23 protein-coding genes and 1 pseudogene are annotated in these 26800 nt (G+C 63.7%); 11 read left to right on the top strand and 13 right to left on the bottom strand.

What is annotated here, in order from left to right:
• Nucleotides 1-678 precede the first annotated feature (678 nt).
• On the bottom strand, nt 679-1461 hold the full coding sequence (locus Q0319_RS06465; RefSeq protein ID WP_296469460.1) for an IclR family transcriptional regulator C-terminal domain-containing protein: 783 nt from the start codon (nt 1459-1461) through the stop codon (nt 679-681).
• 151 nt (nt 1462-1612) lie between these two features.
• On the opposite strand from Q0319_RS06465, the gene Q0319_RS06460 reads away from it, so the two are divergent.
• From Q0319_RS06460 to Q0319_RS06440, 5 genes are read left to right on the top strand one after another with little or no spacing between them, the layout of a single operon-like run.
• Nucleotides 1613-2590 (top strand): tripartite tricarboxylate transporter substrate binding protein, encoded by a 978-nt coding sequence (locus Q0319_RS06460; protein ID WP_299451483.1) that lies wholly within the window; start codon nt 1613-1615, stop codon nt 2588-2590.
• 23 nt (nt 2591-2613) lie between these two features.
• On the top strand, nt 2614-3858 hold the full coding sequence (locus tag Q0319_RS06455; RefSeq protein ID WP_296469456.1) for an aromatic ring-hydroxylating dioxygenase subunit alpha: 1245 nt from the start codon (nt 2614-2616) through the stop codon (nt 3856-3858).
• A 3-nt stretch (nt 3859-3861) separates the two neighbouring features.
• Entirely contained in the window at nt 3862-4335 is a 474-nt protein-coding gene (locus tag Q0319_RS06450; protein WP_296469453.1) for an aromatic-ring-hydroxylating dioxygenase subunit beta, read from the top strand.
• Nucleotides 4332-5306, top strand: a complete 975-nt coding sequence (locus tag Q0319_RS06445; RefSeq protein ID WP_299451482.1) for a 4-hydroxythreonine-4-phosphate dehydrogenase PdxA — start codon at nt 4332-4334, stop codon at nt 5304-5306. The genes Q0319_RS06450 and Q0319_RS06445 overlap by 4 nt, the downstream gene beginning before the upstream one ends.
• Before the next feature lie 24 nt (nt 5307-5330).
• Nucleotides 5331-6389 carry a 2Fe-2S iron-sulfur cluster-binding protein gene (locus Q0319_RS06440; protein WP_296469449.1) on the top strand — a complete coding sequence of 353 codons (1059 nt, stop codon included), beginning with the start codon at nt 5331-5333 and terminating at the stop codon, nt 6387-6389.
• Nucleotides 6390-6515: 126 nt separating this feature from the next.
• Here the strand turns inward: Q0319_RS06440 and Q0319_RS06435 are convergent, their stop codons facing one another.
• Nucleotides 6516-7481, bottom strand: coding sequence for a LysR substrate-binding domain-containing protein (locus Q0319_RS06435; RefSeq protein WP_299451481.1), 966 nt, complete (start codon nt 7479-7481; stop codon nt 6516-6518).
• A 123-nt stretch (nt 7482-7604) separates the two neighbouring features.
• Here Q0319_RS06435 and Q0319_RS06430 point away from each other — a divergent pair.
• Nucleotides 7605-8012, top strand: a pseudogene (locus tag Q0319_RS06430) (MFS transporter); the annotation flags it as partial.
• 74 nt (nt 8013-8086) lie between these two features.
• On the opposite strand, the gene Q0319_RS06425 reads toward Q0319_RS06430, so the two are convergent.
• The gene (locus Q0319_RS06425; protein WP_299451480.1) at nt 8087-9040 is read right to left on the bottom strand and encodes an alpha/beta hydrolase; all 954 of its coding nucleotides are present in this window, start codon (nt 9038-9040) and stop codon (nt 8087-8089) included.
• 140 nt (nt 9041-9180) lie between these two features.
• On the opposite strand from Q0319_RS06425, the gene Q0319_RS06420 reads away from it, so the two are divergent.
• Nucleotides 9181-10038 carry an AraC family transcriptional regulator gene (locus Q0319_RS06420; RefSeq protein ID WP_299451479.1) on the top strand — a complete coding sequence of 286 codons (858 nt, stop codon included), beginning with the start codon at nt 9181-9183 and terminating at the stop codon, nt 10036-10038.
• Here the strand turns inward: Q0319_RS06420 and Q0319_RS06415 are convergent.
• From Q0319_RS06415 to Q0319_RS06405, 3 genes are read right to left on the bottom strand one after another with little or no spacing between them, the layout of a single operon-like run.
• Nucleotides 10035-12161 carry a molybdopterin cofactor-binding domain-containing protein gene (locus Q0319_RS06415; RefSeq protein WP_299451478.1) on the bottom strand — a complete coding sequence of 709 codons (2127 nt, stop codon included), beginning with the start codon at nt 12159-12161 and terminating at the stop codon, nt 10035-10037. The two genes, Q0319_RS06420 and Q0319_RS06415, sit on opposite strands and share 4 nt — an antisense overlap.
• Complete coding sequence (locus tag Q0319_RS06410; RefSeq protein WP_299451477.1) at nt 12158-12634, bottom strand: (2Fe-2S)-binding protein; 477 nt, start codon at nt 12632-12634, stop codon at nt 12158-12160. Before Q0319_RS06410 ends, Q0319_RS06415 begins: the two co-directional genes overlap by 4 nt.
• Before the next feature lie 30 nt (nt 12635-12664).
• Nucleotides 12665-13660 carry a tripartite tricarboxylate transporter substrate binding protein gene (locus Q0319_RS06405; protein WP_299451476.1) on the bottom strand — a complete coding sequence of 332 codons (996 nt, stop codon included), beginning with the start codon at nt 13658-13660 and terminating at the stop codon, nt 12665-12667.
• A 316-nt stretch (nt 13661-13976) separates the two neighbouring features.
• On the opposite strand from Q0319_RS06405, the gene Q0319_RS06400 reads away from it, so the two are divergent.
• Nucleotides 13977-14888 (top strand): LysR family transcriptional regulator, encoded by a 912-nt coding sequence (locus Q0319_RS06400; RefSeq protein ID WP_299451475.1) that lies wholly within the window; start codon nt 13977-13979, stop codon nt 14886-14888.
• 36 nt (nt 14889-14924) lie between these two features.
• On the opposite strand, the gene Q0319_RS06395 is transcribed toward Q0319_RS06400, so the two are convergent.
• The 4 genes from Q0319_RS06395 to Q0319_RS06380 form a co-directional block, all read right to left on the bottom strand.
• A complete protein-coding gene (locus Q0319_RS06395) occupies nt 14925-15311 on the bottom strand; it encodes a DUF3471 domain-containing protein (protein WP_299451474.1) in 387 nt (128 codons plus the stop codon).
• Between the two features lie 257 nt (nt 15312-15568).
• Complete coding sequence (locus Q0319_RS06390; protein WP_299451473.1) at nt 15569-16294, bottom strand: hypothetical protein; 726 nt, start codon at nt 16292-16294, stop codon at nt 15569-15571.
• Nucleotides 16295-16758: 464 nt separating this feature from the next.
• Nucleotides 16759-17556: an aspartate/glutamate racemase family protein gene (locus Q0319_RS06385; protein ID WP_296466435.1), complete on the bottom strand. Its 798-nt coding sequence runs from the start codon at nt 17554-17556 to the stop codon at nt 16759-16761.
• A 145-nt stretch (nt 17557-17701) separates the two neighbouring features.
• Nucleotides 17702-18496 carry an IclR family transcriptional regulator gene (locus tag Q0319_RS06380; RefSeq protein ID WP_299451472.1) on the bottom strand — a complete coding sequence of 265 codons (795 nt, stop codon included), beginning with the start codon at nt 18494-18496 and terminating at the stop codon, nt 17702-17704.
• 152 nt (nt 18497-18648) lie between these two features.
• Between Q0319_RS06380 and Q0319_RS06375 the strand changes: the two genes are divergently transcribed.
• The 3 genes from Q0319_RS06375 (at nt 18649) to Q0319_RS06365 (ending at nt 22685) form a co-directional block, all read left to right on the top strand.
• Nucleotides 18649-20055 carry an FAD-dependent oxidoreductase gene (locus tag Q0319_RS06375; RefSeq protein WP_299451471.1) on the top strand — a complete coding sequence of 469 codons (1407 nt, stop codon included), beginning with the start codon at nt 18649-18651 and terminating at the stop codon, nt 20053-20055.
• An 81-nt stretch (nt 20056-20136) separates the two neighbouring features.
• A complete protein-coding gene (locus tag Q0319_RS06370; protein ID WP_299451470.1) occupies nt 20137-21102 on the top strand; it encodes a tripartite tricarboxylate transporter substrate binding protein in 966 nt (321 codons plus the stop codon).
• A 353-nt stretch (nt 21103-21455) separates the two neighbouring features.
• A complete protein-coding gene (locus Q0319_RS06365) occupies nt 21456-22685 on the top strand; it encodes a GGDEF domain-containing protein (RefSeq protein ID WP_299451469.1) in 1230 nt (409 codons plus the stop codon).
• A 10-nt stretch (nt 22686-22695) separates the two neighbouring features.
• Here Q0319_RS06365 and Q0319_RS06360 read toward each other — a convergent pair whose 3' ends face one another.
• From Q0319_RS06360 to Q0319_RS06350, 3 genes are all read right to left on the bottom strand, one after another.
• The gene (locus Q0319_RS06360) at nt 22696-24165 is read right to left on the bottom strand and encodes a GTPase domain-containing protein (protein ID WP_299451468.1); all 1470 of its coding nucleotides are present in this window, start codon (nt 24163-24165) and stop codon (nt 22696-22698) included.
• Entirely contained in the window at nt 24158-25585 is a 1428-nt protein-coding gene (locus tag Q0319_RS06355; protein ID WP_299451467.1) for a DUF2868 domain-containing protein, read from the bottom strand. Before Q0319_RS06355 ends, Q0319_RS06360 begins: the two co-directional genes overlap by 8 nt.
• Nucleotides 25586-25663: 78 nt before the next feature.
• Nucleotides 25664-26716: a phosphate/phosphite/phosphonate ABC transporter substrate-binding protein gene (locus tag Q0319_RS06350; RefSeq protein ID WP_299451466.1), complete on the bottom strand. Its 1053-nt coding sequence runs from the start codon at nt 26714-26716 to the stop codon at nt 25664-25666.
• Nucleotides 26717-26800 lie beyond the last annotated feature (84 nt).

Below are 26800 nucleotides of genomic sequence, written 5' to 3'. Positions count from 1 at the left end.
ATGTCTTCTTCCATCTTCGTGCTCAACGTCGTTTCCTCGATTATGACGTGAGCAGGATTTCACTGGGTCAATACACCTGCGGCGTCTTGCCCCTTCGGGCTTCCATCCCTCACGTCTTCGCGCCTGCCGGCGCTGCGCGCTGCGCTTGCCTGTATTTATGCACCAAGTTCGCGTTCAGGCCGTGCGCGAGGGCCACGCTGGCGATGGAGGCCTGTGGAGCGCAACAGGGCGCTGGCAAGTTAAAGCCAGCGCATCAAAGCCACCCCCGTCCGAAAGAAGAACAGCATCATTGGACGGCGATACATTATTTTGTGGCTTTTATACATCGCCGCCCGACTTGTACCCCAGTTTGTACCCCCACGCAGTTCTGAGATTTACAAACCCGCATGAACAAAGGCGTAGAAGCTGCGAATGAGATTCCGCCCCAGGCCACCAGATTCCATGCCCAGCTCTTGCAGCTGGGCATTTTCATTTCTGCAGTCCGCCACACGACGCGGGATCCGGCGCTGTTCTGCGCATGCCAGGCAGGCGCAAAGTGGCGTGCAGGACTCGTCTGGCTCGAATTCCTTTTTCCCCTGGTTTCCCAAACCCAGCGCCAACTTCTTCGCGGGGGCTTGCAGGCGGGCTCTTGGCAAGCGGCTGTGCAGTGCGTCGCCGCCATCGGTCGTGCGTCGAGATCTAAAGCATCGCGCTCAGCATGCGTCGGCCGCCCAGCAATTCCGGCAGCAGGACTTCCACCATTTGGTCCAGCGTGTAGCGATTGACCGATGCCACCAGACTCATTGCTGCCACGGTGCGGCCCGCTTGGTCGTAGACCGGGATGGCGATGGAGCGTACGCCTATTTCAAGTTCCTCGTCGCTGGTGGCATAGCCCAGGCGCCGTGCTTCATCCAGTAGTGCAAGTAGTTCCGGGATCTCGGTGCGAGTTCGGGGCGTGAGCGCGCGGCGCGGCATCCTGCCCAGCAATTGCTTGAGGTCGTCCGCGCCAAGCGCCGCCATCAATACCCGGCCCGTCGCGGCGCAGTGCGCGGGTAGGCGAGACCCCATGCCCAGGCCATGCGACAGGCTGCGGCGCGTGGCGGCACGCGCGACGAACACCACTTCACCGCCATCGAGCACCGCCAGCGAGCTCGATTCCTTGGTTCGCTCGCTGATGGTCTCCAGCACCGGCTGCGCCAGCTTGGGCAGGGGGCTGGATGTGACATAGGCGTGCCCTAGCCGGAGCGCCCGCGGCGTCAACCGGAAATTCCGGCCATCGCTTTCCACGTAGCCGAGCCGTTGCAGCGTCAAGAGCGAGCGGCGGGCCGTGGCGCGCGGATGGCCCGTGATCTCGGCGGCCTCGCTCAGCGTGAGCGGGCCCGAGCGAATGCCGAACGCCTCGATGATGGCCAGGCCTTTTTCCAGGCCGGCGACGTATTCCTTGTCTTCCTTGGTACGGGTATCGCGCGGGGTCGTGATCATGGGATAAGAAAATCGCGAGCGTTCGTTTTGCGAACATTATAGCCGTTTTTGTTGATGTGTGTTCATATGCGAACTAATCTTCGCTTTGCGACTTTATGTTCGGATGAGAAACGGCGTTCCGTTCGCATTTCCCATAGAGGAGGGATCAAGGATGAGACAAACTACATCGATGGCCTGTGCCGCGTTAGCGGCATGGGCGGTTTTCTGTGGCGTGGCACACGCTGAATCGGGTGAATTCCCGAACCGTCCCGTGCGCATCGTGGTTCCGTACTCGGCAGGCGGCACGGCCGACGTGTTGCCCCGGATCATCGGCGAGAAGCTCAGTGCGATGTGGGGGCAGCCCGTCATCATCGAGAACCGGCCAGGCGCCGGCGGCAACATCGGTGCCGCCCTCGTGGCCAAGGCCGCGCCGGACGGGTATACGTTGGTGTCGACGCCCCCCGCGCCGCTGGTCATTAATCAATACCTGTACAAGAGCCTGCAGTTCGATCCCGAGCGCTTCGCGCCCGTAGCCGTGCTGGCGCGCGTGCCGAACGTGCTTGCGGTGAAGAACGATCTGCCCGTGAAATCAGCCCAGGAGTTCATCGACTACGCGCGCAAGAACAATGGCCAGGTGACCGTGGCCACGCAGGGCAACGGCACCACGTCGCACCTGACGGGCGCACTGGTCGCTTCCCAGGCGAACCTGAACTTCGTGTTCGTTCCCTATGGGGGAACCGCACCGGCGCTCGCCGACCTGATGGGCGGCCAGGTCGATGCGTTCTTCGACAACATCAGCTCGACCTTTCGCCAGCACGAGGCGGGCAAGGTCCGCATCCTGGCCGTCACCAGCGCGCAGCGCAGCCCGCTCTTGCCCAAGACACCCACCCTGGCCGAATCCGGTCTCTCCGGCTTCGACGTCAGCACCTGGTTCGGCGTGGTCGCGCCGGCGGGCACGCCAGACGACGTGGTGAACAAGCTCAATGCCTCCATTGCCCAAGTCCTGCAGATGCCCGACGTCAAGCAGAAGTTCATCGAGCAAGGCGCGGAGGTGGGTGGCGACACGCCAGCGCAGATGGCCGATTTCATGAAGGCCGAGCGCATCAAGTGGAAGAAGGCCATCGACACGGCCGAGGTCACCATTAACTGATTTTTGCAACAACAAGGAAGTCCATGAGCCACAGCGAGACTCACGACCCCCGGCGGACCTGGGAGGACGGCTTGACCCGGGTGCCTTATTGGCTCTATCGCGACCGGGATGTCTACGATGCCGAGCAAAAGCGGGTGTTCCAGGGACCGACCTGGAACTACTTGTGCCTGGAGGCGGAGATTGCCGAACCGGGGGCATACCGCACCACCTTCGTCGGCGAGATGCCGGTCATCGTCACGCGGGACGAGGAAGGCGAATTACAGGCCTTCGAGAATCGCTGCGCCCACCGCGGTGCCTTGATCGCGATCGATGACGGCGGCAAGACGCGTGATTTCGCCTGTGTCTACCATGCGTGGCGCTACGACCTGCAGGGTAACCTGCGGGGAGTGGCGTTCCAGCAGGGCGTGAACGGAAAGGGCGGCATGCCCCCGGGGTTCCGGATGGAGGAGCATCACCCGCGCAAGTTGCGTACCGCCAGCGTGGCCGGCTTGGTGTTCGGCAGCCTGGACGAGGACGTGCCGCCCATCGAAGAGTACCTCGGCGACGAAATCCTAGAGCGCATCGAGCGCGTGCTGTGCAAGCCGGTGGAAATCATCGGTCGTTTCAAGCAGACCATTCCGAACAACTGGAAGCTGTACATGGAGAACGTCAAGGACTCCTACCATGCCAGCTTGCTGCACGTGTTCTTCACCACCTTCAATATCAACCGGCTGTCGCAGAAGGGCGGCGTGATCGTGAGCGAGACCGGTGCCCACCACGTCAGCTATTCCAAGCTCTCGCACCAGCCGCAGCCCAACACCGAGTACAGCACGGAGAAACTGCGTTCCAACAAGGAGGGCTACGCGCTGGCCGACCCGAGCATGCTGGACGGCTGCGATGAGTTCGGCGACGGCGTGACCCTGCAGATCCTATCGGTATTCCCCGGCTTTGTATTGGCGCAGATCCAGAACACGATCGCGGTTCGCCAGATCCTGCCGGCGGGCATAGACAAGACCGTGCTGAACTGGACGTATCTCGGATTCGCAGACGACACGCCGGAGCTGCGGCGCATGCGCCTGAAGCAGTCCAACCTGACCGGTCCGGCCGGCTTCGTCTCCATGGAGGACGGTGCGGTGGGCGGCTTCGTGCAGCGCGGCATCATGGGTGCCGATCATGAGCAGGCAGTGCTCGAGATGGGCGGCGACGGCATCGAAACGCAAGACAATCGCACCACGGAAGCGTCGGTGCGCGGGTTCTGGAACGCCTATCGCGGCTACATGGAGATCTGAAGCATGGCGGAGTTTTCGCAAGAACGGCTAGGCAATCTCAATGCCGCCTATGTACGCTGCATCGACAACGACGAAGTCGAGGCATGGCCGGCATTTTTCGAGGAGCGCTGCCTGTACGTGGTCACTACCGCGGATAACTACGCTGCCGGCATGCAGGCGGGCATGATTTATGCCGACACGCGCGCCATGCTGCAGGACCGGGTTTCGGCACTGCGCGAGGCCAATGTCTATGAACGCCACCGCTACCGCCACATCGTGGGTCTGCCTTGCGTGCTGGGCACCGAAGATGGTGCGGCGCGGGTGGAGACTCCGTTCCTGGTGGTGCGCATCATGCGCGACGGCCAGACCGAGGTGTTCGCTTCCGGGCGCTATTTGGACCGCGTGGTGGAAGGTGTCGACGGGCAGTTGAAGTTCGCCGAGCGCATCGTGGTCTGCGATAGCCAGAACATCGATACCCTGCTGGCGATACCTTTATGACGGCCGGCCGCAAGCGCATCGCGATCGCACTGGGCGATGCCAATGGCATCGGCCCGGAGATCGCCGTCAAGGCGGCTTTCGCCCTGCGGGACGAGCCGGTCGACTGCGTGCTGGTGGGCGACGGGTTCGTATTGCAAGAGCTGCTGGTCCGCCATGCCCCCGGCATGTCGCTCACCGCGTTCGTGCCGGGTGTCCAGCGCCATCCGGATCAATTGCTGTGGGCCAACGTGGCGGCATTACCGCCATCGGAATACGTTCCGGGCGAAGTACGCGCCGCGGCGGGCGCCGCCATGGTGGCCTATGTGCGCGAGGCGGTGCGGCTGGCGCGGTCCGGTGCGGTCGACGCCGTGGTCGGCTGTCCGCATTCGGAAACTTCCGTGGCACGGGCGGGTATTCCATTCTCGGGCTACCCGGGCCTGATCGCGCAGTTGACCGGCGCCTCGCCCGACAGGGTCTTCCTGGTACTGGTCTCTCCGGAGCTGAAGATCGGCCATGTGACCTTGCACGAATCTGTGCGGACGGCGTTGGGCAGGCTGGATACCCAACTGGTCGTGGATGCGGCGTTGGCCACCATCGAGGGCGCGCGCATGATCGGCATCCACCGGCCGCGGCTGGGCGTCTTCGGCATTAATCCGCACGCGGGCGAGAATGGCCTGTTCGGCGACGAGGACCAGGCGATTACCGAACCAGCCGTGGCGCGCCTGCGCGCAATGGGGCTGGACGTGGACGGCCCGCAGGGCGCCGACCTGATGCTGGCGCAGCGCCGCCACGACGTCTATCTCGCCATGTTCCACGACCAGGGCCACATTCCGGTCAAGCTGCTGAGTCCGCGGCAAGCCAGTGCGCTGTCCGTGGGCGGAGGCGTCTGTTTCAGCAGCGTGGGGCACGGTTGCGCCTTCGACATCGCGGGCCGGGGCACGGCCGACGCATCCGCCGTGCTGCGCACCGTGCGCCTGCTGGCGGGCCTCTAGTTCTATCGACCCGGCAGGGCCGGGATGGAATCCATGCAATACACCATACGCATCGACCAGCGAGACATCGAATTCACTTGCGATGCCGGGCAGAGCGTGCTGGACGGCGCGTTGGCCGCAGGCTACGAGATCCCGTATTCCTGCCGTACTGGCATTTGCGGTAGCTGCCGGGGCAAGATCGTGGCGGGCGAAACCCGGGGGGGCTCGGGAGAAGGGGTGCTCGGTGAAGATGAGAGGCGCGAGGGCGCAGTCCTGCTGTGCCAGGCCCGGCCCTGTTCTGACCTGGACGTGGCCGTGCGCGACATCGAGCGCCGCGATCCGGCCGCCAGCAAGACGGTAGCGGCCAAGGTCTATCGCATGACCCGAGCCGCCCCCGACGTGACGGTGCTGCAGCTGCGCTTTCCGGCTGGCACCCGGGTGCGCTTCAAGGCGGGCCAGTACCTGCACGTACGGATGGCAGATGGCACGATACGGCATTTTTCGATGGCCAACCCACCCCAGCATAACGACGGCGTGGAGTTGCACATCCGCCATGTGCCCGGCGGCAAGTTCTCGACCTACCTGATGGATGCGGTACAGGTCGGACAGGTCCTGGACGTATCCCTGCCTTTCGGCGACTTTTACCTGCGCGACTCGAGCCAGCAGGCGGTGCTGGTCGCCAGCGGTACGGGTTTCGCTCCCATCAAATCCATGGTGGAGGATGCCATTAAGCGCAAGCTCGAGCGGCCCATGACGCTGTACTGGGGCGCGCGCCGGGAGGAAGACTTGTACATGGCGGAATTGCCGCGCAAGTGGGCCGGCAAGCATGACTGGTTCCGTTTCGTTCCTGTGTTGTCCGACTGCCCCGAGGGCAGCGGCTGGCAAGGTCGCGAGGGGTTCGTCCACCAGGCGGTGCTGGACGATTTCGCTTCGCTGGCAGATTGCGAGGTCTATGCCTGCGGGTCGCCAGCGATGATTAGCGCGGCGCGGCAGAGCTTCGTGGCCGAGCGGGGACTGGCCTCGGATCGCTTTTATTGCGATGCATTCGTTCCGATGGCCCCACAGGAGGGGACGTCTACGGCTGTTGAAGCCGTGGAGGATTGAGAACCGGAAGGTTTGGAATGGACGTGCCGTAACGAGGACGCTGTCCCGGCAGCAAGGTCGTGAGGTTGACGCAAAAATTGGAGATGCCGAAGAACGTTCCCGGGGCGCGCTTTATCCTTCCTGCCATCAGGCTGGCAAGCTCTTCCAGTTGGCATCAGCATGCCCCTGAGGCGCGAGGCTCTTGGTTGGCGTGGCGGCTTCTGCTTGGATCCAGCGCATGACTTCGAGAACTTCTGGTCTCGGTTCTCTCTCGGCCTGGATTAACCAGTAAGCGTAGTGGCTCGTCCCGGGGCCGGTTTTCGGGGTGCCAAGAACCCGCAGGCGGCCATCGGCCAACATGGGCGACAACAGCGGCAACCTTCCGAGCGCGATACCATGGCCGGCCATGGCGGCATAAATGAGCTGATCGTATTGATTGAAGCGAAGAATAGCCTTGGGTCGCACCCCTTCCCATCCCTGGCTTGCCAGCCATTCGCCCCATTGAAGCCAGGGCCGGTATGGCCCATCGAATTCCAGCAAGACTTGCCTCTTCAGGCAGTCTGCCTCGCTGATTCCCGTCAGGCCGAGCAGTGGGTTGGCTACCGGTGCCACGGCTTCGTCAAAGAGACGAATGGCGTTTTCTGGGGCGGCTTCCGGGGCACCGTACCGGATGGCCAGATCGATGCCTTCCGCCTTCAGGTCGGCGATCCGGGTATTTGCCGAAAGGCGGATCTCGATATTGGGATTTTCCTGCAAGAAGCTGCTTAGGCGCGGAATGAGCCACAGGCCCGTCACGCCAATCGTGGATGTCACCGTCACCGTTTGGCGACCGATCGATTCCATCAGTTCGCCGACGACATTCTGCAACTGCTGAACGGCGCTATCGGCACTACGGAACAGTCGCTCCCCTTCGGGCGTAAAGGCGATCGACCGGTGCCCGCGGACCAGCAGCTTGCAGCCCAAGGCCGTTTCCAGTCCGTGAATCTGCCGGCTTACCGCTGATTGGGTGAGACAGAGATCCCGGGCGGCCAAAGTGATGCTCATGCGGCGGCCGACCGCCACAAAGCCGCGTATCAGGTCGAGGGAAGGAAGGCGAACGAGCGAGCGTGACATTCCTTTTTCTCATGCGAATGCGACGGAGATTTCGTTTGATGACGCCCTATCGGCTGAGTTTAATCCGGATGGAATCGCCAGGAACGTATGTCGAAGCGGAATGCGAAACGCAAAGGGGGAATGATGGGGTCGAAACTTCCGGGCAGGAGCAGCGCAAGAAGTCTCTGGCCCATCGTGGTCGGCGGCGGCCTGATCATGGGGCTAGCCCTCGGCGTGCGCCATGCGCAGGGAATTTTTCTCATTCCGATTACCATGGATCACGGTTGGTCACGGGAAGCGTTCGGTTTTGCCATCGCCATCCAAAACCTGGTCTGGGGCATTAGCCAGCCATTTACCGGCATGATCGCCGATCGTTTCGGGTCCCGGCGCGTCATGGTCGGCGGATTGCTGTGCTATGGCGCCGGGCTTTTGCTGATGTCGAAGGCGGCGACGCCCTTGGCCTTCACGCTATCGGCCGGGTTCTGCGTGGGCGTCGCGTTGTCGGGAACATCGTTTGGCGTGGTCTACGGCGCGATTAGCCGGTTGACTCCCGACGAAGGGCCCGTCCGATGAAGGGCCTTCCCCGATCGCGAGGGCGTCGCCCGCCGCCCTCGCGTAGCGTTCGCTCAGTTCCTGAGGAAATCCAGCAGGTCTTGGTTGAATCGCTCCTTGTGGGTGTCTGTCAGGCCGTGGGGCGCGCCGGGGTAGACGATCAGTTTCGCGCCTTTGATCTGCGCGGCCGACGCTTTTCCAGATATGTCGAAGGGCACGATCTGGTCGTCGTCGCCGTGGATCACCAACGTGGGCACGTCGATTCTCTTCAGGTCTTCGCGGAAATCCGTGGCGGAGAAGGCCGCGATGGAGTCGTAGGTGTTCTTGTGGCCGGCCTGCATGCCTTGCGCCCACCAGCTTTGGACCAGGCCTTGCGAAACCTTGGCGCCGGGCCGGTTGAAGCCGTAGAACGGCCCGGACGCGAGGTCCAGGTAAAGCTGTGAGCGATTCTCTAGCGAGGCCTTGCGCAGGCCGTCGAAAACTTCCAGCGGCACGCCATTCGGATTGTCGGCCGTGCGCAGCATCAACGGCGGTACGGCGCTGACCAGTACGGCTTTCTTGATCCGGCTGGTGCCGTGGCGGCCAATGTAGCGTGCCACCTCTCCGCCGCCCGTGGAAAACCCGACTGCGGTGACGTCTTTCAGGTTAAGCGCGGTGATCACGGCGGCAAGGTCATCGGCGTAGTGGTCCATGTCGTTGCCGTTCCAAGGCTGGCTGGAGCGCCCATGGCCACGCCGGTCATGGGCGATCACCCGAAAGCCGTGGTCGGCCAGGAAGATCATCTGCGACTCCCAGCTGTCCGAACTGAGCGGCCATCCGTGGCTGAAAGTCACGACTGGGCCATTCTTCGGACCCCAGTCTTTGTAGTACAGGCGCGTGCCGTCTGCCGTGACGACGTAATTGCCCTCAACTGTGGCGCGCGCGGCGATTTGCGCGGGGGTGGCAGGCTCGGCGGCGTGCGCGAGCGTGCCGGTTTGCAGGAAAGTCGCCAGCAGGCCGGCGGCAATGGCGCGGGTAGTCGTGTTCATGTCAGTAGCTCCTAGTACGTAGAGGAGAAGGGTTTGCGATTGGGAGCTGCGTGATAGCGGTCCCGGTGAGACGCATTTTGCGCAACTCGCCAAGACTTTTGGTTTAATGAAGTACAGAAAACTTGATCAGGAGTACTGGCGTGGCGGACCGGCTTGCAGCATTGATGGCGCATTTCCCCGTCAGCGCGCAGGTGTTCAATACCGGCGCGCTATGCGGTCTCAACACGGTGGAAGACGATGGCGCGCGCGGACAGTTGCACCTGGTGCGGAGTGGCTCGGTGGAGGTGCGCTACCGTTCGGAGTCGCTGCATGTGAATCACCCGAGCCTGCTGCTGTTTCCCCGCCCCCTCAGGCATCAATTCATCACCGACCCAACGCGCGGTGCGGACATGGTCTGCGCAAACCTCTCTTTCGAAGGAGGTGCCGGTAATCCGGTCGCGTCCGCATTGCCGGACGTGATCTGCCTGCGGCTGGACGAGATTGAAGGTGCTGAACCGGTCCTGGCGTTGTTGTTCGAGGAAGCCTTTCAAGACCGGTGCGGCCGCGTTGCGCTGATCGAGCGCCTGTTCGAGGTGGTCATGATCCAAGTACTGCGCCGGCTAATGGAGAACGGCGCAGTGCAGGGCGGCCTGTTGTCCGGCCTGTCGCATCCGCGCCTACGCCACGCGCTGGTATCGATGCACGAGGCGCCTGCGCGGGAGTGGACTTTGGACGAACTGGCGGGTGCCGCCGGCATGTCCCGGAGCGCATTCGCCACGGCTTTCCGCGAGACAGTCGGCGTTACGCCAGGGAAGTATTTGCAAGCTTGGCGCGTAAGCCTGGCGCAGAAGGCGTTACGCCGGGGCCGTCCCTTGAAGATCATTGCCGCCGAGGTGGGATACGGCAGCGAAGCCGCGCTATCTCGTGCGTTCAAGGCGCATTCGGGGATGTCACCCCGGGAATGGAGCGCTGCGCGCGCCGACGAAGTGCACGGAGGAGTTGGAACAGGGGCAGCTTAGCCCTCGCCCAACAAGGTCTCCATGATGGTTTCCCGGTTGATCGGAAGGCGGCGGATTCGTTGGCCCAGAGCGCGCGCCACGGCATTGGCCACGGCTGCCACCGTGGGCCCGACCGAGGCTTCGCCGACCCCTACGGCAGGATCGTACGGCGATCCTGTCCAGGAGATCTGTACGGGCGGGATGTCGGAAAAACGCAGGATCGGATAGTCCCTCCAGCTGCGGGCGCTGACGGCGCCGTCTTCGAAAGGGAGCTTCTCCCGGCTAAAGCTCAGCGCCTGGATGATGCCTCCCTCGATCTGGTTCTCCGCGCCATCAGGGTTCACGGTCAAGCCGGCATCTGCGGCGCACCAGATCTGGTCCACGCGGACGTCTTCTTCCACGGTGACTTCGGCCACGATGGCGACGTAGGCGGCGATGTTCTTGTAGCGGGCGAATCCGAGGCCCTTGGCGGAGCCGGTGCCGATCTCGGTGGGTCGTCCGAACCAGTCGCTCATGCGGCAGACTTCCTCGATCACCTTGCGGGCACGGTCATCGGCAAGCAGGTCGAGGCGGTAGCGGGCGGGATCCACGCCTGCGTGTTCGGCCAGCTCATCGATGAAGGATTCGATGGCGAACACGTTGGCCCAGGTGCCCAGTCCGCGCAGGGACGAGGTGCGTACGGTGGTAAGCGGAATCATGTGATGTGTCAGCTGGAAATGTCCGAGCTGGTACATCGGCACCGAGTTGCGCGTGGCGCCGCCGCCGCGCTCATGGGGGAGGTCGTCGATCGGTTTGAGCGGTGGCGCGCCTTCGATCGCCGATGCCCCGAGTAGGTTGCTGTTTCCGTTCAGGCCGGGACGCTGGACGTGGGGCGGGCTCCAGATTTCGGTGCGCCAGTTGAGCGGCCGGTTCTGTTTGTCCAGGTCGGCGCTCAATCGCATCACCATCGCCGGGCTGATGGGGGCCGAGCTGAACTCATCTTCCCGGTTCCACAGCACACGGATCGTCTTGCCGGGCCGCCGCATGGCGATGAAGGCGGCGTCGAACGCGGCGTCGTCCGCGGTATTGTGACCGTATGCGCCAGCGCCCTGGGCGTGGATGACGGTCACCTGCTCCGGTGACAGGTCCAGGGTAATCGCCAGCCACTCGCGCAGTACCGCAGGCCCCTGCGTGTGGGACCAGACGGTCAGTTTTCCGTCGGCGAACACGGCATAGGCGCACGAGGGGCCTATCGAGCCATACGTGAGGCAGGGACGGCTGTATTCTGCACTGATCGTGTGGGCCACGTTATCCGCGTCTGGCTTGCCCGTGGCGTGGACGCGTCGGATGGCTTCCTGGGACTTGAGCCACGCGATCGAGCCGAAGTCTGAGGGCAGGGACTCTCCTCCCTCCCACGTCACGGCGGTCTCGGCACGCTTGCTTGCGTGATAGACGGCGGACTCCGAGGTGCCCAGGATGGCGAGGAAGTCCTTGTCCCGCAGCAGTTCGATGGGTTGGCCGGCCGCGCGAGCGAGCGCGCGTTCATCGATGGATACGATGTGGCGCCCCCTGCGCTGTTGGCGGACGACACGCGCATGCAGCATGTCGGGAAAGTGCAGGTCGTGGATGAAGCCGCTGCCACTGAGCTTGGCCGGAAGGTCCAGGCGGGGCATCTTGTGGCCTACCCAGCGAAAGGTTTCCGGCTCTTTCGGGCGGGCCTCCCCGCTGTAAGCCCGGTCCAGCGACACCTCGTCACGCAGGGACCAGTAGCTGAGTCCGGTGGGGTGGCCGCCACGAACAATGGTCCCGTCCGAGATCGAAAGGTCTGCCTCCGGGCATCCCAGTCGTGCGGCGGCAGCCTGGATGAACAGGCGACGCACGTCGGCACAGGCCAGGCGCAGCGAAGCGCCTCCGACCGAAACCGAGTAGCTGCCTGCGGTGAAGCCTTCGTCCGGGCAGCTGTCGGTCTGGCCCGCGACCAGGTCGATCTGGTCGGGATGCAGGTCCAGTTCTTCGGCCGCAATCTGTCGCAGCGCGGTAAGGATGCCTTGGCCGATCTCGACCTTGCCCGACCGCACGGTGGCGCGGCCCGGGTGCGAAAAATCGACCCATTGATTCAGTCGCGGATTGTCGACCAGGCTCTTGGGTAGCGATGGTGTCATCATGTGGACTTGCGCATGATCGCAGCGGCTTTCTCGACTGCCCGGATGACGCGGTTGTGCACGCCACAGCGGCATAGATGGGGATCGAGCGCCTCGATGATGGCGCTGCGATCAGGGGCGGGGCATCGTTTCAACAACGCAACCGAGCTCATGATGAGGCCCGACGTGCAGTAGCCGCACTGGGCCGCTTGCTCCTCGATGAACGCGGTTTGAACCGGATGGGGTGAGCCATCCTGGACAAGCCCTTCGATCGTCTGGACAGCCTTCCCCGCCAGCGTGCCGATCTCGCGCGAGCAGGCGTACACGGGTTGGTCGTCAACGAGGACCATGCACGCGCCGCACTGCTCTTCGCCGCAGCCAAAGCGTGCCCCCTTTAGCTGGAATTCGTTGCGCAGCACGAACAGCAGCGGCGTGCTGGGATCCGCCATGGTCGTGACGGGCTTGCCATTAAGCTCGAATTCGATCGTTGGTTTCATGCTTGTCGACCCCGGGCGGCTACGCGGGGCCTAGGGTTTCGCCTGTGCGCCCGCAGCCTGGACCAGGGGCCACCATTTGTCGATTTCCGCCTGGTGGAATCGGGCGAGGTATTCGGGGGTGCGCTCTTGCGCCGAGCCCACTTCATAGCCTTGGCCCTCCAGCTGCTTGCGGATTGCCGGATCTTCCAGGGCCTTGCTGACGGCGGCATTGAGCGTCTTGATCACTGGTGCCGGGGTATCCTTGGGCGCCCAGATAGCCTGCCACGGCGCGATATGGAGACCGGGAACACCGGCCTCGTCTATCGTCGGGACCTCAGGTGCCGAGGTCATGCGCTTGTCTGACAGTACCGCCAGGATCTTGGCATGGCCAGACCGCATGAAGGGAAGGGCGAGGATGGGATCGAGGATCGCGAAATCGACGACGCCGCTGACCAGGTCTTTCGCGACGGGCGCGTTGCCGGCGTAAGGAATGAGCTCGAACTCGGTTTGCGTCTTGTTTTTCAGCAGGATGCCGCCGAGGTGGGAGGGCGACCCGGAGCCAGCGGTGCCCATGCTCGCCTTGCCCGGGTTGTTCCGCAGCCACTGGAGCAGGCCTTGCATGTTGTCCACGGGGAGGTTGGCGCGCGTGGCGATGACCCATGGGGTGCTGGATATGAAGGAGACGGGGCTGAAATCCTTGACCACGTCATAGGGGACTTTCATCGTCGCCGGGCTGATGACGTGCGTTGCCAAGGACGAATAGATCAAGGTATACCCATCCGGCGCGGCGCGCGCGACACGGCCCACGCCAATCACGCCCGAGGCGCCGGCGACATTCTCGACGATCACGGATTGGCCCAGCGGCACCCGCATTCCTTGGGCAACGAGGCGGCCTACGGTGTCCATCGTGCCGCCCGGCGGCGTTGGGACAACCAAGGTGACAGGTCGATTGGGGTAGTTCTGCGCCCAGGTGTGCGCGGCGGGGAGAGAAGACAGCGCCAAAAGTACAAAGCCGCAGAGATGGGCAAGGGAGGGTCGTCCGAACACGGTTGTCTCCAAGATTCTTAGAATTCTTGATTTAAATGTGCGGCCGGCAGCGGCGATGCTGAGCATTCGCACGGTGCGGCGACTCTTTACGGGCCACCCGGGGGATGGTGGTACCGAACCTCTAATTCTAGCGGAGCATAAAATGAGGCCGGCGGCGATTTTTCGGTATCGCGATGACCACACGGAATCAATCTGGGCCGCCGCAGTGACAGCCTGACGGCCTATTTCCCGACGTGGGGCGGCGTAGGGAGGCCCCTCCGGCAGGCACCTCAACCGTTTTCCTAAAACGACGCTTTCCACCGCCATGCATCCCAAGATGACGCTACAACAACTCCGCGATCTCATGGCCGTGGTCGAACATGGCGGTTTTCGCGCCGCCGCCCGGGCGCTGCATGTGTCGCAAGGCGGGCTGACGAAAAGCCTGGCCCGGTTCGAAAAGGATCATGGGGTGTCGCTGATCGAGCGGCATGCCAAGGGCGTCATCCTGACCCCACAGGGAGAGGAATTCGTCCGCTACGCACGATCTGTTTTGTTCGAAGCCAACCGGACAGAGGAATGGCTGCGGCGGGTCCGTGAGCCGCGGGCCCCATGCGTCCGGCTCGGGGTGTCCATCGAGCCGACGCTGAAATTCGTCCCCGCCGTGCTCGCCGATTTTCGGCGAGTCCAGCCGGACGTGACGCTGAAACTCAAACAGAGCGTGGCAACCGAGCTGGTCGCGGGCGTACGGGACAATCGACTGGAGTTCGCGGTGACGAGGATTCCACTGCACTTCGACGCTTCGGACATGCACGTCGACGTGCTGATCGAAACCGAGTCGGTGGTGGTGGGGCGGAGCAATCACCCGCTGGCGAGCGCCACCGAGCTGAGCGAGCTTGTGAACTGCGACTGGGTGATCTTGGGAGAGCAGGACTTGCCCGGCGCGCACGACGAAACCATCTGGGAACTGTTCCAGGAACAATCCCTGGGTGCTCCTCGCATCGCCGCCGTGACCGATTCGCTTTTCGGCGTGCTTTCCATGCTCATCGAGTCGGACTGCCTGGCACGATTGCCGCGCAGCGTGGTACGGCATCCGTTGGCGCAGGGCCTGTTGACGGCGCTGCCGTTGAAGCGGCCCGTGCGCCGCTATTCCATCGCGCTCGTCCACAAGGCGAGCCAGCAGCTCACGCCGGAAGCCCGGACGCTGGCGGCCATGCTGGCTTCATTCGCGCGGTTGACCCGCTCGACCTGACGGGGCCGGTTGCGCCTGGACGGGCGGGACCCACGCCTAGCCGTCTAGTTCGACCCGAGCGAATCGGCCTTTGGCCAGGTCCTCTCCGTAGTATTCAACCTGCATCTCCCCGGCTCCGAACTCTACCGCGGAAACCGACCCCGGCGGTCCGTTTTCCCCGAGGGGCTCGAACACGAACAGGTCTCCGCTCCAGTGGCGGAGCGGGTGCCGTACGTGGGCCGGCCCCAGGATGAGCTCCAACTCGCCCGTGCCTTCGTTGCGTTGCACCGTCGCCTCGCCGTAGTACGCGTTGGCGTAGCGGCCCGTGTAGTTTTCCAGGGGCTGCGGCGACGCCCGGGACGCCGGTGCGTGCCATCCATTGCGGTACCAGCGTGTCCAGGTATTCGGCAGCCAAGCGCACCCGGGATTCGGTCGAGGCGCCATCGCCGCCGCATGCGCCCAAGAGGGCGGATGCGCAGGCGGCGATGCATAGGCGCAGGGATGCTGCGGGGGTGCGGGCGCCCATGGCCGCGGTTGCATGCGAGGGTTCGGGGTCGCTCATTGCGGTAGCCGCGGCAGCCGGAAGCTCGGCGCCGACTTGAGGTAGCCAGACAAGCAGCTAGCTTGCCATGGAATGGGACGCCTTCCCCAATTTCCGGACGCATCATCGAAAATCGGGACAGTATCCCGAAAGATGCGGGTCAGCGGAACCACCTCCCCGTGAGCAGGCGTACGCCGATTGAGATCCACCGTTCGTCCCGCGTCCCGCCGTGGCCGTACGTGGCGTCGAGCTGGATGCGGTTGGCAACCAGCCAATAGCGAAAGCCCACATGGAAATATGGCCGGTCCGCGCCTTGGCCGAAGGTTTCCGCGATCATCCAAGTGGTCTCGGTGACGCGGAACTCGGTGCCTAGCGACCAGGTCGCGCGGTTGCGCCGCGTCTCACCTTCCCGGATCCAGCCGAGGTTGGCATGGACGGCCGCGGCATCGTCGCGAAAGGAAAAACTGATCGGTACATAGGCGTACCAGTCCCGCGGGCTGCCGTCTGCCCTGCGATGGCGGCCGATGCCTGCGACCAAACCCATGCCCCAGCCGTTGACATCCACCGGCTTGATATTGGTCTTCACCTGGGCGACGAGGTCGGTGCTGAGAATCGAGTCATTCTCGCGCGTGCGGCCGCCGCCCAGCGTCACTTCCAGGTTACCGGTGATGTTGCAGGCAGGCATGAGCCAAGTTTCGCGGTTATCGCGGTTGAGTTGGACCCAACCTTCGAACTGGCACGTCTTGGGTTCGATGAGGCCTGCATCGTCCGTAATCATCGGTCGGGTGGCATGGACCTCGAAGGCGAAGAGTCCAATAGCGACGGCCCAGAGCGCGGATGCCCTGAGGCCGATGCGCATGCTGCGCGGAATGAGACGAGACTGCATTGGCGCCCCCCGAGCTGCCGTTTACCCCGCGCCGGCCGCGGCGGAGGGCGTGTCGTTATGGTGATGCCGCGCGGCTCCCGCTAGGTGGCATCGGCTTCCAAGAGCCGATGGCCGAGCCGCGGCCCGGTCCTCCGGAGACTCCCTTTCGTCCAAGCATTCGTGCACACGGTTGAGCTTGAGGAAAGCCGCGCGCTGTTCATGGCGTGGGCGAACAGGGTCTCCTGCCGGTGATCCTTGTGGAGGTGCGACGGCCGGAGGTCTCGGGGATACGGTGCGGGCGGAATCTTAGGGGTTGTGCGGACTTTTTTCCACTAGGACGAGTGGTGTGCGGATGCACGTGGTGCGGAGCTGATGGATTAAAGCGTGACGCGAAGGAAGTGCTGCCGAGTTATTAACTCAGCTTAGGAGCACACGCGACGGATGATGTGGGTTGAGCCGATCGCAAAGGGCAGAAATGATGTCCGCTACAGAAAATCGCGGTAGAACCTGAAGACTTCCTCGATCCGCTCCGCAGCAGGAGGGTTCCGGAAAATCCCGCGCCGGCTGCCGCTTATGCCCTGCCGTTGCAGGCCGACCAGCATCTCGGCGTGTTTGACCCAGCAGCTCAGCGAGTCCAGGATGGGGGCGCCATCCACGCTGGTGACGCCATTCGTTAGCAGTAACACGCAAAGCGGGACTTCGCCGGGGATGATCACGTCTGCGCCGCGTTCGATTTCGCGGCGCGCCGCCGCCAGGAAGCGTTCGATCAGGGGTGCCGGGTCGCCGTAGGCCCGCAGGACGTCATGAAAGCGGAATCCCACGTCGGAGATGCCGCACAATCTCTCCTGCAGCCCGTAGCGACGCACGTTGTCGGCGACCAGCTCACCGAGTTCCTGGACGAACACCAAGAACGAGAATTTCGCGCCGAGCAGGCAAGCCGTCAGCATCGCCGATTCCCCGTAGCCGACCACGGGTATGGTGAGTAGCGAGCGCAATTCACGCAGTGCGGTATCCGGCAAGGTGCTGATGGCGAAGGCATCATAGCCTTCGCGCTGGGCCTCTAGGCCGGCTTGGATGACTTGCAATCCGTGCAGGGCCTGCAAGCCGTAGTGACGGATGTCGGTGCCGGGGTATTCCGATTGGTACGTCCCCGGCCGCATGCCATGAAGGACGATTTCCGTGCCGGGCGAGGCTACGCGTTGCAAGTGCTCTGCCAGTGCGTCTTTGTAGGGACCAAGATCGTCGAGGACCGTGAGGCTCTGATGCCAAATGCGCAAGCTCATGGGGGGCTCCGTTCGAGGCGCTCGTGTTATCCGGTGCGGCCGCCAAGTTCGCGTCATGGTAAGGGAAGAGTGGGGAAGACGGAAGCTCCCCGCCGTGCGCTCTCCACCATGCATGGCTGTCCCAAGGTGGTCCGCATGGACTCGTTTACGGATGCATACCCATTCCCGCATCGGCCAGCGTTCGCCCCAGCTTTGCCGCTTCGGCGTTCAGCATGGCCACAATTTCCTCCCTCCGTTTTCCTTGTAGCCGGTTGTTGAGCGCAACGATGCTCAGGGCGGCATAGTGGCTGCCCAATAAGGTCGGAATGACGACGCCTATGCCCGTCACTTCGGGCAGGATCTGCCCTTCGTTGAGCGCGTAGCCAAGTTTGGAGGCCCGCTCCACCATGCTATTGAGCAACGATTCCGTCAGGTTGCCGTATTGGTTGAGGCGGTGTCGGTTCTTCCGGATGACATCATTGCGCTCGGCCTCAGGCATGGCCATGAGCAGCGCTAGGCCGCCCGCGGTGCTGCCTAGCGGGCGACGTTCGCCGACCATCTGCGTCAGCACCCGGATGGGGTAGCTCCCGTCTGCGCGCTCAATGACTACGCTGTCGACGCCGCTGCGGGTGGTTAGAAAGACTGTGTCGCCAGTTATGCGGGCCAGACGATTCAGCACTGGGCTGCACAACTCCCGTAACGTGAAGTGGCAGTTGGCCGCAAGGCCCAGTTCGTAGGCAAGCATGCCGAGAAAGTACTCGCGCTTTGGTCCGCGCTGCATCAATAAGCCGTGTTCCGCCAAGCAAGCGAGTATGCGGTGCGCCGTGGGCGGTTTGAGTCCTGTTTCCCGTGCGATCTCCGCCAGAGTGATCCCCGCCGTATTGCGGGACGCCACTTTTTTCAGGATTTGAATCGTGCGCTCAATGCTTTGGGTGCCTTTGGGCGAGCTCTTAATTTCCATATTGTGGATTCATATTGACATCAAAACTGTGGCGCAAACAAACTGGTCTGCGTACTCGAGTATCAGTCGCTTAATTTTGTATTCCATATTGTGGACTGATTCAGTCAGCGAATCTAGCCACTCAAAATTCAGCTGCATCCAAGGAGACCGATATGGCGCAAAAGCTGAACTACGCTCATTACGACGTCGTGGTTCTGGGGGGTGGGGCTGCCGGCGTGGCTGCCGCCGCCGCGGCCGGCAAGAATGGCCGCAAGACGCTCATCGTCGAAGCTAATCCCATGCTGGGTGGCGAGCTGCTTAGCGGAATGTCTTTAGATGGCGTGCTCAATGCACGTGGCGAGTATGTGGTCGGTGGGATTTCGGACGAACTGTTCGAGGAGTGCAGGCAGATGAACGGCTTCATCGGGCCCGTCCACGACTATCGGCTCATTTGCTACGTATGCGTCGACCCCGAAGTCATGAAGATCGCGATCATGCGCGTGCTGTCGCGGTATGGGGTGACATGCTGGATCAATTCGTTTGCCGAGGACGTCGTGGCCAAAGACGGTGTCGTCACGGGCCTAGTGGTTCTCAACAAGAGCGGGCGCACCCTGGTGACGGCCGATCATTTTCTGGATTGTTCGGGCGACGGCGATCTTGCGGTGCAGGCTGGGGCGCCGTTCGAGCTGAGCGACGCCAGCGGAGATCTGCAGCCAGTGTCTTTGATGTTCCGCGTGGCCAATGTCGATAGTGGGGCACTGCTGCGGTTCGCGCGTGAGCATCCTGACTCTCTTGCACTCGGCGAAAGTGATTACATTCGGGGCGATAAAACGGATGAGCAGTTAGTCGACTTGCTCGTCAAGCAAGGCCAGCCCTCCCTATTTTTCAAAAGTGAAGGCCCGTTCCTGGGAGACGCCATTCGCCGTGGGGATTTGCCGCCGACTGCACTGATCATGATTCAGCCGACCTCGGAGGCGCGCAAGGAAGTGTGCGTGAATGCGACGCGCGTGGGCGGCAACATTGATGGCACTGATACTGCAGCACTGAGCGCCACGGTCGGAACGCTGATGGAGCAGGTCTGGCAAACCTACGGTTTCGTCAAGCGCTGCCTGCCCGGTTTCGAGAACTCCGTGTTCTCCGGGCTGGCTCCCAGGGTGGGCGTCCGAGAGACTCGCCGCATCATGGGGGACTACCTCTTGACCAAAGAGGACGTGGTTTCGGGCCGCAAGCACCCAGACACAGTCGTTGCCAAGGGGGCGCAGCACGTCGACATCCATCAATCGGGAACGACCCAGATTCGCATCCCCATCGCCAACGGTGGCTCTTACGACATTCCGTTCGGGTGCTTGCTTCCCAAGGGATTGAAGAATGTCATGGTGGCGGGCCGGTGCTTGTCTGCGACGCGCGAAGGCATGGGCACGGCGCGAACCATGGGGCCGTGCATGGCCATGGGGCAGGCCGTTGGCACCGCTGCAGCAATGTGCGCCGAACGAGGCGACCCCGATCCGCGCCAGCTCCCGGTCAAGGCGCTGCAGGAACGCTTGCGGGCGCAGGGTGCGGTCATCGACGGCGTGTACTAAACGATAAGTTGCCAGGTTGGGCTTCCTGACTTGCGCCGGGTGCCCTGGCCGTCGCACAGACAACGAGGAAGGAGACAAATCATGAATCGATCCCTTGCCGCGTTTTCCCTAGTTTTCTTGAACATTCCACTTTCCGCCTGGTCTGGTCCTTATCCTGAGCGCCCCATCAAGATGATTGTCCCGTTCGCGGCTGGCGCATCAAGTGACATGTTGGCGCGAACCGTAGCCGATGGACTGGGCTCGCGCCTGGGACAGCCCGTGGTGGTGGAAAATCGCGCCGGGGCGGGAGGAAACATCGGCGCCGATGCGGTGGCCAAGGCGGCTCCGGATGGGTACACGCTAGGTATCGGCTCGATCGGAACGCATGCCACTAACAGCCTGATCTACGCTTCCATGCCATACGACACCGTGAAAGACTTCGCCCCGGTTACGCTCGTGGCGTCGGTGTCTCTGGTGCTGGTCGTGCACCCGTCCGTCTCTGCCAAGGATGTCGGCGAACTCATCGCATATTTGAAGAAACAGCCGGGCAAGGTGAGCTATGCGTCGGGAGGCGTCGGGGCGTCACAGCACTTGGCGGGCGAGCTGTTCAAGTATCTCGCCAAGGTTGACATGGTCCATGTGCCATACAAGGGAAGTGCGGGCTCGGTTCCAGATCTGATCAGCGGCCGGGTGCCCATTATGTTCGCAGACCTGCCGTTGGTCTTGCCCTATATCCAGAACGGTGCGTTGCGCGCGCTTGCCGTGGGCGATCGCGAACGCAGCCCTGTCTTGCCAGCGGTGCCGACCGTGGCGGAATCGGGATTGCCCGATTACCAAGCCAACGCTTGGTACGGCATGTTCACGCCGGCCGGTACGCCTGGAGACATCGTGGCGAGATTGCATCGGGAGACGGCAGATATCCTGAAGCAGCCCGAGGTTAGGAAGCGGCTGATTGCGCAGGGGGCGAACCCTGACGGCATGCCGCCCGATGCTTTCCGGACGTTCCAGCGTAAGGAGATTGATCGCTGGCGCACGGTTGTGCAGGCTGCCAAGATCAAGACGGATTAAAACCTGACGGGAGTGCGGGACGCCCATTGCACTCCCAGTCCCGTTTTCGAGTTGGCGTGGTTGCCTTTGTGGCTTCTCAACGGGCCGGCGTCTGTCCTCTTGGTAGCGTCCATCGTGCCTTTTCGAGATGCAAATGCATCGTTATTCTCGCCACTGTGTCGCAGAAAATGCTCTATCTTCGGCGAAAATGCTATATGATCAGCCGGCCTTCGACGCTGCACCGGACATGCCGAGCCTTCGGCTGTGTTTCGCGTCTCTCGCCGGCCCCCGGCTGGCGTTCAAACTCGGATCGGACGGTGCCCTGACGACTTTCTAGCCGATCCCTCATCGGGACTCGCGGGTGAACCTGGCGCATGGTGGATGCGATCAGCATCATCCTGGTGACAATTTTTTCCGCGGTCATGAGTTTGGCCGTGCTGGGGTCGCTGCTGCGCACGGGAATCCCCGGCGTACGACGGTGGTTCGCCGCGAGCATCCTCGCCGTGTTGGCGTTGGTCCTGTACGCCTTGCAGGGCCATGCCCCCCCTTGGTTGACGGTCGTTGGCGCCAACGTGGCGCTTTCGGGCGCCGGCATGGTCATCCTGCAGGGGTGCCGCCAGTTTTTTGGCGGTGCGCCTTCATCCTCGAAGCCTGAATATGTGGCGTGGCTGGTGCTGTGCGCGGGGCTGCTTTATTGGACCTACGTCGAGCCGGACATCGCCACGCGCATCGTGCTGGTTTCTGCGTTCCACGCATACGTTTACGGCATGATCGGGTGGGTAGTGTTCCGGGCCCGGCCGCGAGCCCGCCGGCAGTATGCCTATCGGTTCGTGTCCATCGGCGCTTTTCTCGGCGCGGCGGGACACGTGGGGCGGGGGTTGATTTATGGCGCCGGCGTGGCCCCGGAGGCCGATTTGCTGCAGGCGACCCTCGTCATCATGCAGTCGACGCTGGTCAGCGTGGTTTTTCTCGCATGGGCGATTCTCACGCTGCCGTGGCTGTCGATCGGAATGGTGTTGTTGGCGCACGACCGGCTGGCAGAGAGGCTGGAGCGGCTCGCCAGCCTCGATGAGCTGACCGGCCTGCTCATCAGGCGGGCCTTCATGGCGCAGGCGGAAGCGGCCGTGAAAACGGCGGCCCGTACAGGACGTCCATTGGCGTTGGCGCTGGTCGATCTCGACCATTTCAAGCGCATCAATGACCAGTACGGCCACGCCCGGGGCGACGAGGTCCTCGCCCGTTTCGCCAAGACAGTGACGGCCAACCTGCGCGCGGGCGACGTGTTCGGCCGCTTGGGCGGAGAGGAGTTCGCCTTGCTTTGCCCCGATACGTCGGCCTCCGATGCCTTGATCCTGCTCAATCGCTTGCGCACTCTGGTCGCGCAGGCCGGAAACACTGAGGAGCAGGGAGGGCTTGTGGTGACGTTCAGCGCCGGCGTCGACCAGTACCGGGCAGGTGACTCGCTGCCGCACCTGATAGGCCGGGCGGACGCGGCCTTGTACCGGGCCAAGGCGTTGGGCCGCGACCGCATCGTGATCGCTTCCTCCCGGGAACCGGCCTCGCCGGAGCCCGCGCCCGGGCTTGCCGGCGGCCAAGCTGCCTAGCGCGAGCGGCTCAGCGGGCCGATGACGGCAGGGGCGCCCCCGGATAGAGTTTCCGCAAGACTTGCAGGCAGGCGTCCTCTAGCACGCCGGCAAGCTCGGCCTCGGCTTCGCCTGGTTCTTCCGCTTCGCGCGCGCGGTCCAGGATGCGTAGCAGTGAGCCGCTTCGCACATGGACCACGGCTTCCACTTCTTCCCGCCAGAAAGCCGGGGCTTCGCCTTGCACGTAATTGCCGCGTCCGCGACCGAAGTGGATGACGGCGAGATATCGCAAGAGGTCCGCGGTCGCCAGCGCGATGAGGAAATCGTTCGTCAGCCGCGCCTTGGCCCGGTCTTGGCCCTTGACCTTGTTGATGCCCCAGGCCGCTCCCGCGAACGTGGCGGCCCCCACGACGGCGCCGACCAGCATGCCGCCGCCCAGCGTCAATCCTCCGGCGAGAAGGTCCGCGGACGCACCGGTGGCGGCGCCGGAGGCGATGGCGCCGAGCAGGCCCGCCTGTTTCACATTGACCGGTTCGGTGAAGGCGAAGTTTTCGCGCAGCCGCTGGTTGAGTTGCTCGGCGGCACCGCCCTGCAGCCTGTGCAGCGAGAGCAGCTTGGCCGTCGTTTCACTGCCCATGCGCGTCAGGCGCGCCGTGAGCGCCTGCATGGCTTCCTCGCGCGCGGCGTCCGATACCGCGCGGCCCAGGCCCAACGTGCCGAGCGCATTCTGGATGCGAGAGCCCTCTTTCACGGGTTCGGCATCGCGCGCCGCTGCGATGATTTGCCGGGCAAGCAGCGCCATCGAGGCACGGAAACGGTCCAGGTTGCGTTTTTCCCAGGCCGCGACAAGGCGCGCATAGCCGGGTTGGCTTTCGGTCGGAAGACATGTCCGCACGGCGTCGAACAGCGCCCGTTCGTGCACCCAGCTGCGTGCGAAGGCGTCGAGCGGCACGACTTCGCGCACGATGCCGTAGGGCTGGACGTGGCGCGCCCAGCGGGCGATGTCCTCTTGCTCCTGCGCGGCAGGGCGCGGCGCGCCCATCTGGTTGAGCAGCACGACGACGGGCTTGTCCAGCCATTGCAGAATGCGCATTTCCGGGGCCACGTAGCCGGCGTCCTGGGGGTCTTCGGATGCGTTGACCAAGTAGAGCACCACGTCGGCGTTATCCCGGGCTGCTTGCAGGGCACGTTGGCTGAGCCAGAATGCACGGTCGCTGACGCGGTCCCAGACTTCGGTCAGGAACCAACCCAGAGGATTTCCCGCCAGCTCCAGGCGCTTGGCCAGCCGGGCTGAATCGCCGAAGCCGGGCGTATCCCACAGGTAGAGGGTATCGCCCTCCTCGTCCGCGAGCAGCAGGTGGGCGTCCGCTGTCTGCGTCACGTGCGCGGCGTCGCGTACTTCGCCCACGTCTGCGCCTAACAAGGTGCGGGCGAGCGTGGTCTTGCCGACGTTGGTGTGGGAAACGAGGCAGAGCTGGATGCGGACGGGATGATCAGGCATCGGTCGGGGAAAGAAGCAGGTCGACGAAGGTGACCGGCACTTGGTGCAGGTCGCCAAAATCCTGCCACAGGCGCTTGCGCTCTTGGATGCGGCGCGCCGCATCCGGCTGGGCGGCCAGACGGGCGGCATAGGCGGACTGGTCGACGAGCAGCACGACCTTGCCCGGGAGCGCCTGTTTCAGGGAATCGAGGAATGCTCCATGGTTCTCGGCCTCAGGCGTCGCGGCCAGGTTGACGAGGGCTGCGGTGAGCGTGGCCGCTTCGCCTGGGGAGGTTGGCAGTGTGGTGTCATCCGCATCGGAGCCGTACTCCCGGGTGGGCATGATCGAGGCTTGCGCGGTTTCTCCGAGCAGGGAGCGCGCCACGGCCTGCAACGCGTCGCTGCGGCGGGCGTCGACGGCAAAGCTGTACGGGATCACCCGCAAGCGCAATGGCGTCGGGCTCAGCGCGCCCAACAGCTTGCGATAGTAAGGAAGGCCGAGGTCGAGCGGAAAGTTCCGGCGAAGGTGCCGTACCCGCCAGTGTGCGGCCGCCGCCAACAGCAGCCGGGGAATGATCACCACGACCCCGAGCAGCGCGGCGTACAGGTGCACCCAGCGTGCGCCGGCCGGGGTACCTCCGTCCGTCCCGAACCGCAGGGCCGCGATCTCGTCCGGCGAGAACCCGGGTAACTGGAGCAACCATGCTGCGGGGGCGAACAACACGCGCAGAATCGCATGTACCTGCCCGGCATCGAGAAAGGTGCTTTCCCACCCGACCCGGTATTCGACGATGAGGCCGCGCACGTAGAGCGACGATGCGACGCCCATGCCGAACAGCGCTGCGGACAAGTGAAGTGCCCGCCGGATGCGGGCGAGGTCGAGCGGCGCGGCCAGGCGCCGCCAGTCGGCGGAGAAACGGACAAGTGCCGTAGCCATCGCCGGCGGATGCCGTTGCCTGCGCATCCAGATTTCGGATAGCCGGGAGGCAGCCGACGGTAGGCGGCGCAGCCCACGCAGAGGCAGAAGCGCGGAGGCGAAAAGGAGTACGTACATCAACACGTTCCAACCTATCACCCCCAGTAGGGGGAGTGAGAGCAGGTCCATGCGATGGGGATTGGCGATGCGCTCGGTGAGGGCGCCCGCCAGCAACGCCACCATTGGCACGATCCATCCCGCGAGCCGCATGAGGCGCGGTGGACGCCGCATGGCACCGACGCTAGGCATGCGCTTTTCCAGGGCATCTAGTAGCAGGGCGGCCCGCGCGCCTAGAAAGGAGTCGGCGGCGCTGTGCCCGGTATCGCGGGGCCGTTTCAAGGCGCCCATGTTGCGGGCGCTGAGGCTGGCTTGGCGGAGTTCTTCAGCGCGAAGTAGTTGGTGGTTGTGGTCGGTGGCTTCAATGGCATGGGCCAGAACCACGTCCCTGGCCGCTCGCTCGTCCATCGGCATCCTGGTCGGTTCTTCTGCCAGTAGACTATATAGGAATTGCGAGTCGCCGTTGTGCCAGGCCCGTGGCCCGGCTCAGCGGGCGTGACTGGACGGCATGACGTAGTGCGCCGGCCGTTGCTTCTCGGCCAGGGAGGCCCGCAGGGCCGCATAACCCTCATCGATGCGCATGAGCCTCGTCGTGCGGGCGGATTCGTCGGTCCATCGGCCCTGCAGCGCGCTTTGCCGTTCGAGTCGATAGATCAAGTAGGCGTGCGGAAGTATTGCATCATCGCCTGCGAGCTCGAAGCCCGCCAAGGCATGCCTGCGTCGCAATGCCTCCCTTCCGGCGGGACTGCGCCCCAGGTCGGCAAGGTGCGCCGCCAGGCGCATGCGCAAGCTGTCCGGCAAGCCCTTGCGGACCACCGCCAGCGCCGCAGGAAGCGGTTCGGACTGCCACAGAACCGTAATGCGCGCAGCCTCATTGGGAAACCGTTCCTGGAAGCGTGCCAGTTCCGTGCCCGTCGTGATGCCTACGTCGACCTCGCCGTTGGCGACTGCCAGCATATTGGTCTGCGGGCCGCCCGGGACCTCGGCGGTGAAGAATGCCTCCATGCGTAGACCGCGCGGCAAGAATAGCTGCGACTGGGGAATCAGGTAGCCCGACAGAGAACGGCTTTCTCCGCGCGCCAGCTTCCAGCGTCCAGGCTGCCGCAGCATATGCTCGAGCGTGGCGGGCGCTGCGCCGCGCCGGGCGACGAGCACGGTGCGATGGCGCGAGGAGTCGGCGGGGAGGGCGCGGGCGATGACCGTCATGCCGTGGTGCGCGACGGTATCGACGACCATGCTTCCCGACAGGACGGCCAGGTCGATGCCGCCCTGCCGCAGGGTTTGCATCATGGCATCGTAGGACGTGGGCGCGACGAGCCGCGTTGGCGTGCCTACGGCCGCGGTCAGGCCCTCGGCGAATGGGGTCCAGGCATTGCGGGTCTCCAACGGGCTTTCGACGGGCAGGACGCCGATGCGGATCAGGGGCTCGGCGCAGACGCCCATCGCCGTTGCCATCCATGCCATGGCCAACGCGATGCGTGCCGGGAACGCCGGGCGGCGCCAACCCGATAGCCGCGGCAGGAGAAAGAAGACGCTCATTGGGAAGCCTGACTCCCGGGATCAGATTATGGACCTTTTTTTGGCACCTTTTTAACGGTATATTGGATTCTTTTTTTGAGTCCA

Origin of the sequence: uncultured Pigmentiphaga sp. (assembly GCF_937950555.1) — a bacterium.
Classification (GTDB): Bacteria; Pseudomonadota; Gammaproteobacteria; order Burkholderiales; family Burkholderiaceae_B; genus Pigmentiphaga.
The sequence above is the reverse complement of the archived record's forward strand: the minus strand, read 5'-3'. Positions and strand labels throughout refer to the sequence as shown.